We start from the raw sequence: 18,436 nt of genomic DNA on the forward strand, positions 1-18,436 counted from the left end.
TCAAGCAATTTTTTTCTTCGCAAGGCTTTCGTTTCGTACTTTTTCCTGGAGCTTCATCAATCCTTCGATCAGCGCCTCGGGACGCGGCGGGCACCCCGGCACGTAGACGTCCACCGGGATAACGCGGTCAACGCCTTTCAGCACGTGGTATCCATGCTCCCAGTAGGGTCCGCCGCAGTTCGAGCAGCTCCCCATCGAGATCACGTACCGCGGCTCCGACATCTGGTCGTATAATCTCTTGATCCTCGACGCCATCTTCAACGTAACCGTTCCCGAAACGATCATCACGTCGCACTGACGGGGCGTCGCGCGCGGGATGACGCCGAAGCGCATCATATCAAAATTCGAAGCGGAGGCAGCCATCATCTCGATGGCGCAGCACGCAAGACCGAATTGCATTTGCCAGAGCGACGACAACCGGGCCCAGTTCAACAGATTGTCGAGCGAAGTGATGACGATGTTGCTGTTGTCGAATTGTTTATCGAGAAGTCCCATCACGGTATCCTACGCTGCTGCATGTTCGTTCATTTCGGGAGCGTCATCAGAGACGACGCCGACTCCTTTGACGTACCTCGAAACTTTCGGCTCCGGCTTGTCCCAATCGAGATCCCCCTTCACCCACACGTACGCATATCCGACGATGAGGATGGCAAGAAAAACGACCATCTCGATGAAAGCAAACATGCCGAAGCTCTTAAAGACGAGCGCCCACGGAAAAAGGAAAACAACCTCGACATCGAAGACAAGAAAGATAAGCGCGACGACATAAAAGCGGATGTTGAATTTCACCCATGAGTTGCCGATCGGCTCTTCCCCGCATTCATACGTCGAAAGTTTTCCCGGATACGGGCGGCGGGGGCGAAGAAGCCACGCCCCGACGAAACCGCCTGCAGTAAAAACGGCTCCGATAAGGAGAAAGATCAGGATTCTTCCAAAGTCAGTCAACATAAGAGGCAACCACTCTCGGAGGTATAGTCAAGTTGAACAACGTCAACGGGCAGCCCGAATATAAAAACCTATTCTCATTGTATCAAGTTCCGCGTACAGTGTCACGCACTTATCTCAGCGATATACCGTTCGACTTCCCGCGCCGCCGTTGATGTCGGGTAATCCTTCTTGACCTTCTTTAACAGTTCGACTGCACGGTCTTTATCGCCCGACCTTCCAAAATTACGCGCAGCGTTCACCAGGTTATCCGCGGCATTGGGGTCGTCGGTGTTCTTCAAAGCAGCTTTTTCGTAATTTTCCGCCGCCTTTTTGAAATTCCCCTTCGCTTCGTAACATGCACCGATGCCGGCTATGGCCGAATTATCGACGAGGGAGTTTCCGCTTCCGCTGAAATCGCTGAAGTAGTCGAGGGCTTTATCATAGTTCTGCGTATTGTAGTACGCGTTGGCGAGATAGAATTTTGCGAGATTCCCGGATTTCGTGCTCCCATAATTATCCACGATCGACTGCAGCCCGTTGATGTTTCGCTCCGGTATTCCGTTGATGGCGATCTGGTACTGTCCGTTGTCGTAGAACGAATACACTTTGGCAAGGTCGGTGGTCGCCCGGTCGTTGTTTGCGCGAACATTATTCGAATAGAACCAGAGCGCGACCGCGATCACGGCGACAACGCCGGCCACCGTCGAGACCCTTCTGCGGTTTTCGTCGTACCAGACCTGTGCCTTGAAATACGTCGTGACGAGCGTATCTTCCTTGATGACTTTCTTGGAAATTTTCTTCTGAGCGCGGAGCATATGCTTAACGTAGGTTGTAGTGATTGAGTTGCTAGTACGCTCGTCGGGAGTCGAACCCGAAACCTTCAGCTTCGGAGGCTGACGCTCTATCCAGTTGAGCTACGAGCGCGTTTCAGTTTCTATACTCTGCTCCCAGCGAAATCCCGCAGCTTCATTGCGGGGTGGGGCGAGGAGCCCCGCTGCCAAGCTTCTGTCTTGATCACGCGAATTCCCGCGTCTTGATCCGAATGTCTCACTTCGTGAACGGTGGAATTGAGCTGCGACCAACGCCATCCCAAGTGCATGGACGAACTTAACAGGTAAAATGTAGCAAAGAATCGCTGGAATTGCAAGGAGATTTATGAACTTTGCCTGCGAAAAATACAAAGATCGCCGGCCGACTCCTCTACGATCTTTGGATAATCGCTTAAATCTTCGTGACCCCGATCCCGGGCCTGTCGTTAAGGGTCACTTTTCCGTTCACAACTTTCATTCCGTCGAATACATCGTTTCGGATGAGGAGCGCTCCATCCAAGTCTGCCCAGTCGGCCATCGGTGAAAGATGCGAAGCCGCCGAAACCGCACACGACGTTTCCGTCATGCAGCCGATCATCAATTTCATTCCGAGCGAACGCGCGAGGAGGATCATCTTGTGAGCTTCCCGCATCCCCGTCGACTTCATCAATTTGACGTTGATGCCTGAATACGCGCCGTGTGCCCTTTGTACATTTTCCAGCCGTTGAACGGCTTCGTCCCCCATGATCGGCAGCGGACTCCGCTCCGTCAGCCACGCGTGTTCATCAAACCAGTCCCGCGGCATCGGTTGCTCGACAAACACCACTCCCTTTTCGTTGAGCCAATGGACCATATCAAGAGCAAACTGCTTGTCCTTCCATCCTTCGTTGACGTCGACACAGAGCGGCTTGTCGGTCACGGAACGTATCGTCTCGATCATTTCTTTGTCGGAGTCGCGTCCGAGTTTCACTTTGAGGATCTTGAACTCTTCCGCCTCCTTCACTTTTTGACGGACAACGTCCGGCGAATCGATGCCGATCGTAAACGACGTATTCGGCGTCTTCTCCTTCGGAAAACCCCAGATATTGTACCACGGCTGATTCATGATCTTCCCGACGAGGTCATGGAGCGCAATATCCACCGAGGCTTTCGCGGCCGGGTTTCCGAGAGCGATCGCATCGACGCCGGTCAATATCGTTTCGAGCTCAAATGGATTCTCGTATTTGCCGAGATCGATCTTCGAGAGAAAGGAAGTTGCGCTTGCGTGCGATTCCCCGAGGTACGGTGGCATCGACGCTTCTCCGTATCCGGTGAAGTTGCCGAATTGAATTTGCGTCAAGACAATGGGGGTTGTCGATCGGGAGTTGGATGAGAGAGTGAAAACGTGCTTCAGTTCGAGGGTATACGGCGTGAAGGACAGCGAGAGTCGGGCCGATGCGGTCCCGCTGAGATACGCCGCCGCGAGCGCATCGGGAGAGCGGCCGGCGAGGAGCGATGTTCCGGCGGCAATCGCCGACGTTTTCATGAAATCTCTGCGGGTCGGAGACAAAAAATCCTCAGTCGTTTCTAAAAATTCCCCCCGCGAACGTCATACTCGCTCGTCCACAAAATCGCGTTCATCCGACCGAACGACGAGCACCGGACACGGGGCCTTGCGGACGATTTTTTCCGCCGTGCTTCCGAACAGGACATGCTCAACGCCCGTGTGTCCGTGCGTCGCGACAATGATGAGCTCGACCTTTTCGTCTTTCGCAAACGACACCACTTCGACGAACGGCAGCCCGACCTTGACGAATGCTTCGGCGGGAACAGCGCCCTTGATCTCATGGGTGATCAGTTCGTGAAGTTCTTGCTCCCCTTTTGTCCGCAGTTCGTTCTCGACGTTCGGCATTCCGATCTGGCCGAAACTGAAATCTGCAGGATAGATCGTCGGCTCTACGACATACAACAGATAGATCGTCGCCTTGAACTGGCGCGCGAACGGGATGGCATAATGAAGCGCCTTTTTTGAATAATCGGAAAAGTCGATCGGAACGAGGATCTTACGGAGCTCAATGGGCGAAGGGGGCGATGCCGGTTTCTTCGTGCGGGCCGGCGTTCTTTTCGGCTGAACATTTTTCTTGCGCGCAATTTTCTTTTTCATGTCGGCCTCCGGATCGTTATGAGGATTTCACTGCGTCAAGTTCTCCACGCAGCGTAGAGATTTCCTGATTGGCGTGCCGCAGCCGCTCTCCGATCATCCCTGCAACTTTCAGGACAATTTTCAAGCCGGTCCCCGGCGTCTTTTCCATGATCTCAAACAAGTCCTGGCGGAAAAATCCTATCAAATTTGTGTCGGTCAGCGCAATGACAGAAGCGGAACGCGGGGATTCATCGAGGAGCGACAATTCTCCGAAGAAGTCCCCGTCCTTCAGCACGGCAAGTTCTTTTTTGGCGCCGTTCGTTCCGAGAAGAATGACAGAAACTTCTCCTTGTTCGACCACGTACATTCCCAGTCCCGGGTCGTTCTGAAAACAAACATATTCGCCGGCAACGTACTGCCGCCGGTGGACAATGCCCGCAACAAGGCGAAGCTCCGACGGCTTCAAGTTTTCAAACGTCGGGATCTTCATGAGCATCTCTTCAATGGAGGTCGGTTTCCGTTTGATCCGGAAGACATTCTTCCATTCTAAATTCTCTGATTTCTGGATGATTCTTCGAAACCGTTCTATTGCCACGGCAAGCCTTCCTTTGTCCGAGCGGGACGATGAGGGTCAGGGAGCGATCGTACACAATGGTACTGCTAAAAGGCTCTCTCTTCAACAGGTCCGATGCGGGAGATGAAGAGAGAGCACGTTTCTATTTAATGAAGTATAACCATCCATGGGGATCTTTGCCCGCCTCAACCACGCTCATGAAACGCTTTTGGAGTTCGCGGGTCACCGGCCCAGGCTTTCCTTCCCCCACCTTCATCCGGTCGACCGTTCTGATCGGGGTGATCTCGGCTGCGGTTCCCGTGAAAAAGATCTCGTCGGCGATATACAGCATCTCACGCGGAATATGCGCTTCCGTCACCGGAATGCCCGCGTCCTTTGCAAGGGCGATCACTGAAGAACGCGTCACGCCGGGAAGCAGCGCGTCGATGAGCGGAGGAGTAACGATGCTGCCGTCCCGGACGACAAAAATATTCTCCCCGCTCCCCTCGCTGATCTGTCCATGAGTGTCGAGGGCGATTCCTTCCGCATAGCCGTCGGCAAGCGCCTCGAGCTTGATCAGCTGGGAGTTCATGTAATTCGCCCCGGTCTTTGCCATCGTCGGAAGCGTGTTTGGGGCGGGACGCGCCCACGACGCCACGCGCACGTCGATGCCTTTCTCAAGCGCGTCGGCGCCGAGATATTTACCCCACTCCCATACCACAATGCTGACATCCACGGGACATCCGACCGGGCTCACGCCGACGTCGCCGTATCCCCGGTACACGACCGGACGAATGTAGCAGGCTTTCAATTTGTTCGCTTTGATCGTTTCCTTGATCGCAACTTCGATCTCCTTTTTCGAGTAGGGAATTTCTGCCCGGTAAATTCTGGCGGAATCGAACAGCCGATCGATGTGCTTATCAAGGCGGAAGATCGCCGAACCTTTTTTTGTCTCGTAACAGCGAATCCCTTCAAACCAGCTGCTGCCGTAGTGAACGACGTGAGACATTACGTGAATTTTAGCGTCGTCCCAATTGACGAGCTTTCCGTTCATCCATATTTTATCAACTTTTTTCACTGCCATAGTCGTAACCTTCTGTTGAGTTTCTTTGTTCCTGCTTCAATTCCTAATCCATAATTCATAATTCATAATTGTTCCTATACTTCCATCTCATAAATTCTGTACGTCTTGTACTTTTTTCCGTTCATCATTTCGGCGGCGCGGTTCATCATGACATTGTCTTCGAGGACCCAGCTCGCCTCGCCATAGCGATAACCAAGCTTTTTCGCACGCACGGCGGTCTCATAGAACAATACCCCCGCCGCTCCGGTTCGCTGGTGCTCGGGCACAACCCCAAGCACAATGATACGCACGAGGTCGATGAGTTTCTTTTTGGTGTACAAATGGTACAAACCCGACAGCAGGCCTCCGTTCTTATTGAATTTCAGCGGAACGTTGATGTCGGGAAGAGAAAGCGCAAAACCGATCGGCACCCCCTTTGCCTCCGCCATGATGATCAATTCCGGAACGACGACCGGTTTCAGGTCGGCGGCAAGGGCGTCGAATTCGGCGTCCGTCATCGGCACCGCTCCCCAATTTTTAGACCACGCTTTGTTGTAGACGACCTTGATCCGGTCGACTTCTTCCTTAAAATGCTTCATGTCGATCGACCGGAACGTCAGCCCTTCACGCTGCTTGACGAGGTCGTTGAATCGGACGAAACGTTCCGAGTAAACCGTGTTCTGATCGAGCAGGTATGCAAATAGATTTTTTAGCTTCTTAAGACCGTACGTCTCGAACAGCGATCCGTAGTAGGGCGGGTTATACGTCATCAGAACGACGGGAGGACGGTCAAAGCCGTCGACAAGCAAACCGTACTCGTCATTCACGGACGGGTTCGCCGGCCCGCGCATTGCCGTCATACCCTTTGACTGCAAATAGTTCTTGGCGGCGTCGAAAAGGGCATTGGCGACGGACTGGTCGTTGATCGATTCGAAGAATCCGAAGAAGCCGACCTTGTCTTGATGTTCTTTGTTGTGATGATGATTTACGATCGCGCCGATTCGCCCGACGATCTTGCCGCCGCGCTCCGCGAGAAAAAGCTCCATGTCCGAATGCGCATAGAATGGATTTTTCTTTCTGTCGATCAGCTTTTCCCTGTCCATCATCAGCGGCGGAACCCATTGCGGGTCATTCCGATAGATATCCCATAAGAAACGAATGAATTTCTTCTCATCTTTTTTTGAGCGGACAGGTACGATTGAAATATTCTCCATTGAGGAACTCCTGTGCTATGAAAATAAAAAGCCACGCATAGGTCTTGACCCGGCGCGGCTTCTTCGTGGAGAGTGAAAAAGGATCGTTAGTTTATCACGCCGAGCTTTTTCCCGATGGTGCCGAAAATTTCCAGGATCTTATCGAGATGCTTATCTTCATGCGTTGCCATATAGCTTGTTCTCAGCATTTCCAGTCCGGGCGGGACGCCGGGGCGAACAAAAGCGTTCACAAAGACTCCCGCATCGTATAAGTACCGCCAGAAGACCAGCGTCTTGTCGGTTTCGCCGATGATGACGGGAACGATCGCCGATTCATGTCCATCGATAATCCTGAAGCCCATCGACTTGAATCCATTCCGCATCTTTGACGCATTGCGGTTCAGTTTCGTGATCCGCTCCGGTTCTGCTTCCAGAATATTCAGCGCGGCAAGCGCGGCGGCAACGGAAGCCGGTGTCGGGCTTGCGCTGAAGATCAGCGCCGGGGCAAAGTGCTTCATGTAATTGATGACCGAACGTTTTCCGCAGACAAAGCCGCCGAGCGATGCAAACGTCTTGCTGAAGGTTCCCATCGTCAGGTCCACCTCGGCCTCGAGATTGAAATGGCTCGCCGTGCCGCGCCCTCCTTTGCCGATCACCCCGGTCGCGTGAGCGTCGTCGATCAAAATCCGGGCGTTGTATTTTCTTGCCGCATCAACGAGCGCGGGAAGGTTGACGATCTCTCCAGACGTGCTGAACACACCGTCCGAAACGATCAGCTTTCCGGCATCCAGAGGAAGCTTGGAAAGGACCAGCTCCAGGTGTTTCATGTCGTTGTGCTTGTACCGAACGACGTCCGAAGTCATTCCGGCAGCGATCAAGTTGCCGGCAACGATGCAGGCATGATTGTCCTTGTCCGAGACGACGTATTCGCCCCGCTGCACAAGCGTCGGGATGATTCCTTGAGCGGTTTGAAACCCCGTGCTGAAGAGAAGGCATTCTTCGCTCCCGAGAAACTTTGCCAGGCGGCCTTCCAGCTCGACATGAAGATCAAGAGTGCCGGTCAGGTAACGCGATCCCGAGCATCCGGTACCGTATTTAGCGACGGCTTTCGCCGCCGCCTCTTTTACTTTTGGATGTGCGGTCAGGCCGAGATAATTGTTGGAGCCTGCCATAATGACCTGCCGTCCTTCCATCTGAACGACTGGTCCTTCGTTTGCCTGTATCGGGCGAAAATACGGGTAGTAACCTTTTTGTTTAACCTCATCAGCAAGAGTGAAATTCGAACATTTATCAAATAGATCCAAGATGTCTCCTTGTGAAAGTATTTTCCCATCACCGCAAAATCTCTCATACGCAACCCCGCAATCTACCTTTAATAAGTTACGTTGATTATTAAAAGTGTTTTCAATATACTCTATCGTCAAAAAAAAGTCAACCGAAAGAACGTCATGAGTTCACCGATCGCCTTCGTTACCGGCGGCACAGGTTTTATCGGCAGCCATCTTGTTGAACGGTTGCTCGCCAAAGGATACATGGTCCGCTGCCTCATCCGCAACGATAAAAAGAAGGGATATCTCGAAAAGCTCCCGGTCGAGTTTTTTGTCGGCGACCTTTTTTCAACGGAAGTTCTCGCGAAGGGAATTTCCGGGGCCGATTTCGTCTACCATGTCGCCGGGGTCGTCGGGTCGAGGAACAAAGAAGGTTTCTACAGGCAGAACAGGGACGGGACCAGGAACGTTGTCGAATGCACGGCGCATGTCAACCCGAGGCTGAAAAAATTCGTTTTTGTCAGCAGCGGTGCGGCAGTCGGTCCGGCGAACGCCTCATCCATGGTGAACGAGACGACCCCCTACCATCCGATCACGACGTACGGCAAAAGCAAGATGGAAGCGGAACTGGAAGTATTGAAGTTCAAGGATTCCCTGCCGATAACGATCGTTCGTCCGACGGCCGTGTACGGTCCGCGCGATCCTGCAACGTTCGATTATTTTAATACGATGAACAAAGGGCTTGAGCCGCTTGTCGGTTTCAAAGATAAGCTTGTCAGCCTCGTGCACTCCACCGACCTCGTGACCGGAATTATTCTTGCGGGGGAAACCGGCCTTTCCACCGGCCAGGCATATTTTCTTGGAAGCGAACGCCCGTACACCTGGAGCGAGATCGGAGAGACGACGAAGAAAGTGATCGGCAGAAATGTTTTCAGGGTGAGGCTCCCCGAACCGCTGGTCTATGCCGTCGCCGCGGTCGCCGGCCTCTTGTCCTCGTTCAGCGACAAGCCGTCCGTCCTGAATTTCGAAAAAGGGCGCGACATGGTGCAGGACTCTTGGACATTCGATTCGTCCAAGGCCAAACGCGAACTCGGATACAACCCGTCCGTAACGCTCGTCGATGGCATACAGGAAACGGTGGAGTGGTACAGAAAGAATGGCTGGATGTAAAAGTGATGCTGTTTCCCGAACCAGCGCTCACACGTCGTTAGATTTTTCCCCTTCAACCCGTATTGAAACCCTCTCCGATTTTCGATATATTTGTCCAACCAACATCAGCCACATCACGCACGAATGCCGAAGCAGCGCCGTAACGATTTCCTGATCCCGCTCCTTGCCGTTGTCTCGGACGCCGCCGCCATTGAAGCGGCATTTCTGGCCTCGTACTGGCTCCGTTTTTTTTCTCCGCTGACGTCAACCTTCGAAGTCACGCTCGGCATTCCGCCGCTGTCGACGTACGTTGGCAGCTCGCTGATCTTCATCCCGATATGGCTGGCTGTTTTCCAATCGCGCAAGCTGTACGGCGCGCGCCGCAATTCGCATCTGAGCGACGAGTTCTTTGCGATCGTCCGGGTGGTGACCATCGGCCTGCTCATCATCATGAGCGCCACGTTCTTCTATCGAGGATTCTCGTATTCGCGCGGCGTCTTCATTCTCTTGTGGGCGACCTCCATCGCAACGATCACCATCGGCCGATTTTTGATCATGGAGTTCGAGAAGTTTCTCTACCGGCAAGGGAAAGAATTGAAGACCGTCGCCATTGTCGGCTCAAACACTACCGCCGACGGCATTTTTTCGCTTCTTTCTTCCCATCATTCTCTCGGATACGAAGTGGTCGGCTATTATGCCGAAACTCCGGCTCACGCTTCTCTGAATCTTTCCCGCGCAACGTATCTCGGCTCGCTCAAAGAACTTCCCGCAGGTGTCACCACGTACCGTCTTCAAGCCGCATTGATCGCGCTGCCGTACTCCGACCATCCGCAGCTCCTGGAAATGATCCGTGATGCTGAAGGGGTGAACGTTGAACTGATGATGGTCCCCGACATGCTCGATATGATGACCAGCCGCGTCCGCATTCAGGATATCGAGGGGATCCCGTTTCTCAAGATCAAGGAAATACCGCTCTCAACCTGGAACCGCATCAGCAAGCGCGCCTTCGACGTCGTTTTCTCGACCGTCGTTCTTCTGCTGACTCTCCCGGTCACGATCATTCTTGCTGTGATCATCAAAGCGACCTCCCGCGGTCCGATCTTTTTCAACCAGGAAAGAATCAGCCTAGACGGCAAACCCTTCAGCGTCATTAAGTTCAGGACCATGCGGACGGACGCGGAGGAATCGACCGGTCCGGTGCGTGCCAAGAAGGGAGATGCCCGTGCGACATCGATCGGAAGAATTCTCCGCCGGACGAGCCTGGACGAGCTTCCGCAATTATGGAATGTGCTCACCGGACACATGAGCATCGTGGGTCCGAGACCGGAGCGGCCGTTTTTCGTTGAACAGTTCAAAGAGAAAATTCCGCGCTATCTTGAACGTCATCGTGTAAAAACCGGAATGACGGGATGGGCGCAGGTCAACGGACTCCGCGGCGATGCCCCCATCGAAGAGCGGACCAAGTACGACATCTATTACGTCGAAAATTGGTCTCTCGTATTCGACATGAAAATCATCTTAAAGACGATCCGTGCGGTGATCTTCGGGAAGGATGCTTATTGAGGCTCAATGAACCATCGATGCGGTAAACAACTATGATCCCGTTGTTTGTGTTCTACGTTCACACCATTGCGGCAGTGTACGCTTTCACACAGCAGTACCAGGAGGAAGGCATTGGAGCCGGCGCCCTGGCGGTGGCCTTCATGGGAATTATTTTTTCAGTCGGATGGAGCATCAGCACGTTCATATTGAAATTTATTATCAGCGAAAGAGGATTCGGGCTGTACTGCAACCGGGACGCTCTTTCTCTCGCCCTGTTGACGGCGGGTGAGGCGATATTTTACTATTTGTATCTCAGGGGGATGAAAAAGAAAGGCGCTACTTCATCTTGAAGTTGAAGGTGATGGTGCATTGCTGGTCGAGCGCCGGCTGAGAGCTTTGCAGGGCCTGAAATCTCCACAGCTTGACCTCTTTGATGGCTGCATCTTCCAATCGCGTATCCCCTTTTCGGAGCGGTTGAATCGACTTGACGGTTCCCCGCGGCTGAACGACCACGCGCAGCCGAATTTGCGCTTCGACGTTCACGCCTTGCGGATATTTCGGCAGGTCCCCCGAGAGAAGGTTCCGCACTTTTCCCCCCGCCCACTGGACATTATAGGAGATATTATCCCCGATCGTGCCACCGCCTCCTCCGGCATTAAAGGGCGGCGCCACGTCTGATCCGTTCGGGACTCCCGGTTTTCCCGTCGCATCTTTTTCTCCCCCCGGAAACCCCGGCGTCGAGGCAGACGGGGCCTCCCTCTGAACATCCGCCATGCCTTTTCGTTCTCCGGGCATCGCTACCGGATTGTCATTCTCTTCTATTTTCTTGGTCGGCCGCTCGCTGACGACTTCATCGGACGGAAGGGCATGCTGCTGGGTGGGAAGATCCACGCCGACCCCCGATGCGGGAACGCCGGTCTGTCCAGCCGGAGGAGGAGCGGCTCCTTCGGGAAGCACGTCGCCTTTGGGCATCGGTCCAAAGGAAGAGGCAGATCCTCCTCCAAAAGAGAACTCCACAAATTCCTGCTGTTGTTGATCGGGCTGCGCCGGTCGGACAACAAACAGCAAACATCCCGCGGCAATGTGGAAGAGAATGGAACCGGTCCAGCCCAGTGTAGTTTCGCGTGACATGGGAGGCTTCTTATTGTCCTGCCTGCGTCGGCGATTCTGTTGCGATCATGAACCGCTGCGCGCCGACTCCTTTGGCAATGTCGATCAAATCGACGGCACTCTGCAGGGATACTGACTGGTCGGCCCGCACGACGATCACATGGTCGCGGTCACGGTCGATGATGGGGATAAGTTTTTGCGCCAGCGTCGTTCTTGTGACCTCCTCATTCCCCAAAAAGATCCTTCCCGTGCTTGTCAACGTCACGACCGATTGACGGTCGGACTGTACTTCCCCCGTCTGCATCTTCGGCAGTTGTACTTTAATGCCGGGGTTGACGACGAAAGACCATGAAAGGAGAAAAAAGATGAGCCACTGCATCACCATATCGGCGAACGATGCATAATTGAAGGCCGGATTAAATTTATTTCGCGCGGGGAATTTCATTGCATCTCCGATCGTTAATCTTTCGGCTCGAAGAACTCGTCCTCTTCGGAGAACACTCTCTTCGCACGCTGATCCTTGCCGCCGGCGTGGGGAGCCGGTTCGGCTGCGGGGTGCGCATTCGGCTTCATATAGCCGAGAAATTCATCAGTTGCGGCTTCGAGAGAGAACGTGATCTGACTCACTCTCCCCACAAAATAATTATAGAACCCGAGCGCAGGAATGCCGACGACCAGACCGAACGCGCTGGAGAGCATCGCTTCCCATATTCCTCCGGCGAGGTTTCCGGAGTTCACGTTCCCCCCGAGCATCTCGATCGTCCGAAAAGCATTGATCATTCCCACCACCGTCCCAAGGAACCCGAGCATCGGCCCGATGCCGGCGATGTTCGCAAGAATTCCGAGATGATTCTCGAGACGGTTCACTTCTTCCTTCCCCGCGGATTCGATCGTCGACCGTACCGCTTCGGGGCCGCTCTCGATACTGGCAACCCCTTTGCGCAGGACCGTCGGAACGGTCGCATTACTTTGTGAACAGGCATTGAGGGCGCCGACGATATCGTTCCGAGACAAGGCGCTGCGCAGCTTCAGCATCAGGGGCTTCGCATCGAACTTCGCCCGGCTTAGGACGAAGAACCGTTCGAAGATGATCGCCACCGCGAGAAGAGAACACAAGAAGATCGGCCACATCACAATCCCGCCCTTCAAAAAAAGCTCAAGTAGATTCATCTATGCTCCTTTACGCAGTCTGGATTTATTTGCTCAAACGAACAACCCAATAGCCGCCTTCAAGCATGTGCGCCATTTTTTCGGCGGAACCGCGGGCCGCTCTATCAGTATCGAATCGTCCGACGTAGACACGGAACCGTTTCTCTCCGCCGCCGATGTTTGCCTTTTCCACAAAGGCAGGGAACCCGGCCCGCGTCATGACATCCGCTTCAATTCTTGCCTTCTGTTCGCTGGACCATGAAGAGACTTGAACGCTGTACCGGCCGCTTGCCGACATCGAAATTTTCGGCATCATGCTCGAGGAAACCGTAGAATTTGCCGTCGACGGGGCGCTCATTGCCGCCGGCTTCACGCCCGGTTTTGCCGGCTCCTTCTTTTCTCCAGCCGTTCCCGGTTTCTCTTTGAACTCTACCAACCCTTCATTCTCCGGCGGCGCCGATGTGATCGCAGCCGCGGTGTCTTCAGCCGTTGCAGGCGGAGGAGTGACAACGACCGGCGCAGCTTTTTTCTTGCCGATGATGCCGGCTTTGTTCAGGGCAAAGTACCCGCCCCCGAGAACGATGACCACCACGAGAATGATGAACACTGCTGACGGCATCCCGGCAATTTTTCCGCCGCCGGATCCATCCCCGGGCTTGCCGGCCGGTCTCACTCCCGGCATCGGAGCGGGAGCACCAGCTTTAAGATTTAGGTTTGGCATGTTCTACTTCCTCCTTCCTATGTGATAAATAAGAATATTTTTCTGATCACCATGCGAATGACACCCCCAGAGAAGCAAACAATGGACGCTCGACATATCCATCCCAGGTATAGTACTGCCGGTCCAAAAGATTGTCCACCTGCAGCAGGGCGCGAAAATTCTCAAAGAGTTGATACTCGGCTTTGCCGCCGACATTCACGTACCCCGCGTTGGCATGGGTGTGCGAGAAATCTTTCCACCGCTGCGAGAAATATTCCGCGAACAGTTCTACCACGATGCCGTTGCTGAACGAATGCCGGTAGATGCCGCTCAACGTAAGCAACGGAATGTTCGGCACTGCGTTTGCTGAATCCTCGGCCTGCGTCGAATTCAGCGATCCCGAGAGCGTCGCCGAATTTGACTGATTGAAAGCATACGAGCCTTCCAGGTCAAAGCGGGCAACGGAGACATCCGGAAGATACATAACATCCCAGACTTTTGCACTATTTAATTCAACAAAGAAGGGAAAATTCCGCTCGGAATAATAGGAGAAGGAACCGCTCCAGTAGAGTCTGTCGCTGAAGGCGTATTGCGTGCCCAGCGTAAGCGCAAATGGAATTTCGTTCGGCCTGAGTTCAAGCCGATTTTGGATATAGTTATCGGCATTAACGAGCGAGCCAAGAGTGTTTCTTTCGACGGTCGGCGCGACGGAAAAGTAAACCGTGGCTGCATCGCTCGCGAAATACCGAAGCTCGGCCCCCGGGAAAAACCTGCCGCTGGAGGTCGAAACATTTCCTCTGTAAATGAATTGCTGGACGCTCACGAGAGCTTCAAGGTCCGGGAGAAAGAACTTTTCCCCGGAAAGGCGGAGGTCGAACCACTCCGGCGCGTGCGTGCCGGTATTCGGCGGAAGCTGCATCGAGACACCGGAAACGATATATTCCATCGACCCGCGGAACTGGATATCGTTTTCTTTTGTCGATCCGGACACGAGTAAGCCAAAATCGTTCTGCGAAGAAGCTGTCGAGTCGTCCAGCGAGGTCCCGCTCCACGAGATACGGGCCGAATAATCGAGCGGATTGCTGAGAAGATCGGTATCCGTGGTCCGCGAAGAAAGCCCCAGATTAACATTGACGTTGTCGAGAGTCCTTTGCTGAGACGGGGTCGAAGAGCCGTAGGCCCTGTAGGTTTGGCCGGAAAAATCCAAACCGCCGTTCAACCTGCTTCCCGCTAAAATTCCGAATGTCTTCGGTGAGAGGTAGTCTCCCTGAATTCCTATACCAGTCTTTTGCCAATCCGCGTTGGTCACCTGGCCGCTGGTCGAAGCGTAGTTTGCATGAAAGAGAACCCCCCCTGCGTCATAATTTTTCCCAAACCATCCGTCGAGGAACGGCGACGTGTAATTTCCGATGCCCCCCTGCACTCTTCCGCTCATCTCGTTTGCCACCCCGCCGAGATCCTTCTGCACTTTCGTACCGCTTCCAATCCCCGCATCCTTCGCACCGGGCGTCGGCGACCCTGCAACGTAGACCTTGTCTTCCTCGATCATCGACTTCAACGAGACGGGAAGGTCGATCGTCTCCTGTCCGGTGATGAGAAATTCGGGAAGGTCGATCTTGGGAAGGTTCGCCTGGCTCTGATCCGGCACCGTTGCATCGCGCTGCGCGGGTTCTTTTTTCTCCTGCGCTGAAAGCGAGACAGCAAAAACAATTACGCCGACAGCCAGTAGGCTGTTGTGGCTAGGCAGATTCATCAGAGCTGTTCCAGTTTTCGAAGTCTTTGTTCGGCTTCGGCCGCAAGGTCCCCGCCGTGTTTAACGACAAAACTGTAGGCGTCCTTTGCCTTCTCTTTCTGATTTGTTTTCTCGTAACAGTCGCCGAGGTTGAAATACGATTTGACGATCCAGTCATCGGCCGAAGGAAAAACATATTTCACCCGAAGAAACGAGAGGATGGCTTCGGAATAATTCTTCGACGCCTGCTGGGTGGCCCCCACCGCATACTGCGCCTCTGCCCCCAGCTCGTCGGTCCTGTTCGTCGCAACAGACTTAAAATACTCAAGCGCCGGAGCATAATTCTCTACCGATTCGTTCATCCAGCCGAGGGCGACCTTGCTCCTGTCGCTTGCGGCCGTTTTTGGATATTGCGCGATCGTTGCCTGGAATTTTCTGACGGCGTCATCGGTCTGATTGGTAGATTTCAGCACCACGCCCTGCTGATAGGAGGCTTCGGCCGCGTCTTCGGACTTTGGATACTGGTCCAGAATTTTTTGGAACGATGCCAGCGCATCCGCCGGCTTCCCGAGCTGGGCATATATTCCTCCCTGCTCGAACAATGCTGCGCTTGCGAGCTTGTTGGACGGATATTTTTCCACGACCGACTGGAATGATTGAAGCGCCTCTTGCCGGTTGTTCAGCGCGGCGTAGCATTTTCCCGTCCAATAATATGCGTCCGGAGCAAGCTTGCTCTTTGGGAATCGCTGCAGCAAATCCTGGTAGGCCTTGACGGCGTCCTCGTACTGCTTCTGGCTGAAATAGATGTCCGCTTTCTTATAGAAGAGTTCATCCGCAGATCTTGCGTTCGGATTATTCTTCACATACTCATCGATGGTCCGCGCCGCATCCCCCGGTTTGTCGAGAAGGACGTAGCAATACTGGATGCCGTTGACCGCATCGCTCGCGTACGCCGAGCCGGGAAATTTTGCTACAACATTTTGGTATGCCTGGATCGCCTCGTCGTATTTCTCCAGATTATAGTATGAATCGCCGATACTGTAGTAAGCCTTGGGAACAAGTTCGCTCTTCGGGTATCGGGAGACGACGTTCTGAAAGACAGCGATCGCCTTGTCGTATTTTTTCGTTTGAAAATAGATCCATCCGATGCCGTAATCCGCATCATCGGCGAGGTCGGAATTCGGGAAATGGGCGATCAGATTCTCGAAATCCTTCACGCCGATGTCAAGTTTGTCGGATTTGTAGTCAGATTGCGCAAGCTGATAATATGCATAGTCGATCCCGCTTTGCGACGGGAACGATTGAATCGCTCCTCTGTACGCTTCGGCAGCTTTGACGTATTCTTTCATATAGTAGTACGAGTCGCCTAGCCGGAGCTGCGCATCAAAGACAAATTGTGAAGACGTCCCGGCGTTCAGTACCTTGCGGAATGATTCTGCCGCCTCATTGTATTTTCCTTCCTTGTAATAGCTCCAGGCGAGTCCATACTGAGCATCAAGGAGTTTCGGCTGGTTTGATCCTTGCTTCAAATACTGAGAATAGTACTTTTCCGCTTCCGCATACTGGCCGGCCTGGAACTCCGATTCCCCGGTCCAAAAGAGGGCTTCGGGCGCCTTGACGTTCTGCGGGTACTCATTCAAGAAAAAAACGAATTGAGCAGCAGCATCCGGAAATTTCCCCATTTTATACAGCGACCAGGCTTCCTGGAAGGACGCGATTCCCTTTACCGAATCATTCGCCGGAGAAAGCGACCTGATCGACCGGAATGCCTGCGCCGCATCCTCGTAATTCTTCTTTGCGATATAGGATTCGCCGAGCATCCGGTATGCATCAGCCGCGGCATCACCCGACGGATATTTCTTTGTCACTTGCACGAAGAACGGAATTGCTGCGTCATAATTTTTTTGATCGTAATACACCATTCCCGATTCATACAATGCATTGTCTGCATATTCGCCATTCGGCCTTTGCGCAACGACCCGGTCATAGATCTCCAAAGCTCCCTTCGTATCCCCCGAAAGACGGACGGCCTGGGCCTTGCGGAAAAGAGAATTATAGGCAATGTCGTCCGAGCCGGCTGCCAGATCGCCGAAAATCCTGGCCGCTTGCGAGAATTCGTTCGTCTTCAAGTAGGTCCAACCGATCGAATAGGTTACAGTGCGCACAAGCTGGTTGGAGGGATAATTCCTGCAGAATTCTTCATACAGCGACCGCGCTTTCGGATAATTCTGCAAATTATAATAATCCTCTGCAACGCAATAATCCGCCCCCGCTTTCTCGCTTGAGTCGGTGATGGAAGGTTTTGCCGCGGTAAGAAAATCAATGCTCTTCTGGAATTGCCCGCTTTTGCTGTAACAATCACCGATACGAACAGAAGTGGTGGAAAGAAGTTCGCTCTGCTTCTTTTCCACAAGGAGCTTTTGATAGTAGCCTATCGCTTTTTGATACTCCTTCTGTCGTTCTGCAGTCCATCCAAGCGAGTAGAGCGCGTAATCCGAGAGTCTGTTTGAAGGATATTTTTCAGCGCTGAGGGTATAGTACTTTGACGCAGACGCTAGGTCGTCAGTCTTGAAATATGCCTCTCCTGCCCAATACGCCGCCTCGCCAGCCAGGTCATTCTCGCTGTAGTTTTCTACGATCTCTTTATAGACCGGGATCGCCTCCGCAAAATGATGGAGTTTGAAATCGGCTTCGCCTATCCTGAAGAGGGCGTCGGGACGAAGCTTGTGCCTCGGGAATTCTCGGATAAACGCCTGCAAATCGGCGATCGCCTCGTCATAGTTTCCCATCGCAAAACGGCATTCGGCATAGAGAAAGATCGCGTCGGGACGTTTCGTGCTGGCGGGATACTGATCTATGAATTTTTGGAATTGGTCTGAGGCGAGTTGGTAAAGCTTATCCTGGTATAACCCAAACGCAAACGCATAGTCCTGGGATTCCTGGACTCCGGTAGTATTGATTTGAGAAATGAGAGGCTGCACCGACCCGAGGCCGAGCAGACAAGATAGCAGCAAAAGATGAACAATCCTTCCCCTTGAAAGCTTTTCCTTCCAGAAATTGTCCATTTAAAGTAAAGGTTTTAATAGATGTATTAACTTAATCAATTTAATACATAGAAG

Annotated in this window: 18 protein-coding genes and 1 tRNA gene; 3 read left to right on the plus strand and 16 right to left on the minus strand. The window is 53.2% G+C overall.

Annotated elements, in window-relative coordinates; translation table 11 throughout:
- From nuoB to VMF88_07405, 10 genes are all read right to left on the minus strand, one after another.
- A complete protein-coding gene (gene nuoB / locus VMF88_07360) occupies positions 1-495 on the minus strand; it encodes an NADH-quinone oxidoreductase subunit NuoB (GenBank protein HTY10874.1) in 495 nt (164 codons plus the stop codon).
- A 9-nt stretch (positions 496-504) separates the two neighbouring features.
- Positions 505-957 carry an NADH-quinone oxidoreductase subunit A gene (locus tag VMF88_07365; protein HTY10875.1) on the minus strand — a complete coding sequence of 151 codons (453 nt, stop codon included), beginning with the start codon at positions 955-957 and terminating at the stop codon, positions 505-507.
- Positions 958-1,049: 92 nt separating this feature from the next.
- Positions 1,050-1,742 carry a tetratricopeptide repeat protein gene (locus VMF88_07370; GenBank protein HTY10876.1) on the minus strand — a complete coding sequence of 231 codons (693 nt, stop codon included), beginning with the start codon at positions 1,740-1,742 and terminating at the stop codon, positions 1,050-1,052.
- 35 nt (positions 1,743-1,777) lie between these two features.
- Positions 1,778-1,851, minus strand: a tRNA-Arg gene (locus VMF88_07375).
- 297 nt (positions 1,852-2,148) lie between these two features.
- Positions 2,149-3,285: a dipeptide epimerase gene (locus tag VMF88_07380; GenBank protein HTY10877.1), complete on the minus strand. Its 1,137-nt coding sequence runs from the start codon at positions 3,283-3,285 to the stop codon at positions 2,149-2,151.
- A gap of 39 nt (positions 3,286-3,324) precedes the next feature.
- Positions 3,325-3,879, minus strand: coding sequence for a universal stress protein (locus VMF88_07385; protein HTY10878.1), 555 nt, complete (start codon positions 3,877-3,879; stop codon positions 3,325-3,327).
- A gap of 16 nt (positions 3,880-3,895) precedes the next feature.
- Positions 3,896-4,453, minus strand: a complete 558-nt coding sequence (locus tag VMF88_07390; protein HTY10879.1) for a cyclic nucleotide-binding domain-containing protein — start codon at positions 4,451-4,453, stop codon at positions 3,896-3,898.
- A 121-nt stretch (positions 4,454-4,574) separates the two neighbouring features.
- Positions 4,575-5,495, minus strand: a complete 921-nt coding sequence (locus tag VMF88_07395; GenBank protein HTY10880.1) for a branched-chain amino acid transaminase — start codon at positions 5,493-5,495, stop codon at positions 4,575-4,577.
- A 74-nt stretch (positions 5,496-5,569) separates the two neighbouring features.
- A complete protein-coding gene (locus VMF88_07400; GenBank protein HTY10881.1) occupies positions 5,570-6,688 on the minus strand; it encodes a hypothetical protein in 1,119 nt (372 codons plus the stop codon).
- 86 nt (positions 6,689-6,774) lie between these two features.
- Entirely contained in the window at positions 6,775-7,974 is a 1,200-nt protein-coding gene (locus tag VMF88_07405; protein HTY10882.1) for a pyridoxal phosphate-dependent aminotransferase family protein, read from the minus strand.
- A 141-nt stretch (positions 7,975-8,115) separates the two neighbouring features.
- On the opposite strand from VMF88_07405, the gene VMF88_07410 reads away from it, so the two are divergent.
- From VMF88_07410 to VMF88_07420, 3 genes are all read left to right on the plus strand, one after another.
- Complete coding sequence (locus tag VMF88_07410; protein ID HTY10883.1) at positions 8,116-9,105, plus strand: NAD-dependent epimerase/dehydratase family protein; 990 nt, start codon at positions 8,116-8,118, stop codon at positions 9,103-9,105.
- Between the two features lie 123 nt (positions 9,106-9,228).
- A complete protein-coding gene (locus VMF88_07415; GenBank protein ID HTY10884.1) occupies positions 9,229-10,647 on the plus strand; it encodes an undecaprenyl-phosphate glucose phosphotransferase in 1,419 nt (472 codons plus the stop codon).
- 32 nt (positions 10,648-10,679) lie between these two features.
- A complete protein-coding gene (locus tag VMF88_07420) occupies positions 10,680-10,976 on the plus strand; it encodes a hypothetical protein (GenBank protein ID HTY10885.1) in 297 nt (98 codons plus the stop codon).
- Here VMF88_07420 and VMF88_07425 read toward each other — a convergent pair.
- From VMF88_07425 to VMF88_07450, 6 genes are read right to left on the minus strand one after another with little or no spacing between them, the layout of a single operon-like run.
- On the minus strand, positions 10,963-11,757 hold the full coding sequence (locus VMF88_07425; protein HTY10886.1) for a TonB family protein: 795 nt from the start codon (positions 11,755-11,757) through the stop codon (positions 10,963-10,965). The genes VMF88_07420 and VMF88_07425 overlap by 14 nt on opposite strands.
- 10 nt (positions 11,758-11,767) lie before the next feature.
- Positions 11,768-12,181, minus strand: a complete 414-nt coding sequence (locus VMF88_07430) for a biopolymer transporter ExbD (protein ID HTY10887.1) — start codon at positions 12,179-12,181, stop codon at positions 11,768-11,770.
- 14 nt (positions 12,182-12,195) lie between these two features.
- On the minus strand, positions 12,196-12,906 hold the full coding sequence (locus VMF88_07435; GenBank protein HTY10888.1) for a MotA/TolQ/ExbB proton channel family protein: 711 nt from the start codon (positions 12,904-12,906) through the stop codon (positions 12,196-12,198).
- 25 nt (positions 12,907-12,931) lie between these two features.
- A complete protein-coding gene (locus VMF88_07440; GenBank protein HTY10889.1) occupies positions 12,932-13,606 on the minus strand; it encodes an SPOR domain-containing protein in 675 nt (224 codons plus the stop codon).
- Positions 13,607-13,652: 46 nt separating this feature from the next.
- Entirely contained in the window at positions 13,653-15,338 is a 1,686-nt protein-coding gene (locus VMF88_07445; GenBank protein HTY10890.1) for a hypothetical protein, read from the minus strand.
- Positions 15,338-18,331, minus strand: coding sequence for a tetratricopeptide repeat protein (locus VMF88_07450; GenBank protein HTY10891.1), 2,994 nt, complete (start codon positions 18,329-18,331; stop codon positions 15,338-15,340). Before VMF88_07450 ends, VMF88_07445 begins: the two co-directional genes overlap by 1 nt.
- Positions 18,332-18,436 lie beyond the last annotated feature (105 nt).

It is taken from the genome of Bacteroidota bacterium, assembly GCA_035506275.1.
In the GTDB taxonomy this organism is placed as follows: domain Bacteria; phylum Bacteroidota; class Ignavibacteria; order UBA10030; family UBA8401; genus JAGVPT01.

Excerpts from the sequence above, each read along its gene's own strand:
- nuoB (HTY10874.1), bottom strand. The coding sequence starts at position 495 with ATGGGACTTCTCGATAAACAATTCGACAACAGCAACATCGTCATCACT.
- VMF88_07370 (HTY10876.1), bottom strand. The coding sequence starts at position 1,742 with ATGCTCCGCGCTCAGAAGAAAATTTCCAAGAAAGTCATCAAGGAAGAT.
- VMF88_07385 (HTY10878.1), bottom strand. The coding sequence starts at position 3,879 with ATGAAAAAGAAAATTGCGCGCAAGAAAAATGTTCAGCCGAAAAGAACG.
- VMF88_07395 (HTY10880.1), bottom strand. The coding sequence starts at position 5,495 with ATGGCAGTGAAAAAAGTTGATAAAATATGGATGAACGGAAAGCTCGTC.
- VMF88_07400 (HTY10881.1), bottom strand. The coding sequence starts at position 6,688 with ATGGAGAATATTTCAATCGTACCTGTCCGCTCAAAAAAAGATGAGAAG.
- VMF88_07410 (HTY10883.1), top strand. The coding sequence starts at position 8,116 with ATGAGTTCACCGATCGCCTTCGTTACCGGCGGCACAGGTTTTATCGGC.
- VMF88_07415 (HTY10884.1), top strand. The coding sequence starts at position 9,229 with ATGCCGAAGCAGCGCCGTAACGATTTCCTGATCCCGCTCCTTGCCGTT.
- VMF88_07420 (HTY10885.1), top strand. The coding sequence starts at position 10,680 with ATGATCCCGTTGTTTGTGTTCTACGTTCACACCATTGCGGCAGTGTAC.
- VMF88_07425 (HTY10886.1), bottom strand. The coding sequence starts at position 11,757 with ATGTCACGCGAAACTACACTGGGCTGGACCGGTTCCATTCTCTTCCAC.
- VMF88_07430 (HTY10887.1), bottom strand. The coding sequence starts at position 12,181 with ATGAAATTCCCCGCGCGAAATAAATTTAATCCGGCCTTCAATTATGCA.
- VMF88_07435 (HTY10888.1), bottom strand. The coding sequence starts at position 12,906 with ATGAATCTACTTGAGCTTTTTTTGAAGGGCGGGATTGTGATGTGGCCG.
- VMF88_07440 (HTY10889.1), bottom strand. The coding sequence starts at position 13,606 with ATGCCAAACCTAAATCTTAAAGCTGGTGCTCCCGCTCCGATGCCGGGA.
- VMF88_07445 (HTY10890.1), bottom strand. The coding sequence starts at position 15,338 with ATGAATCTGCCTAGCCACAACAGCCTACTGGCTGTCGGCGTAATTGTT.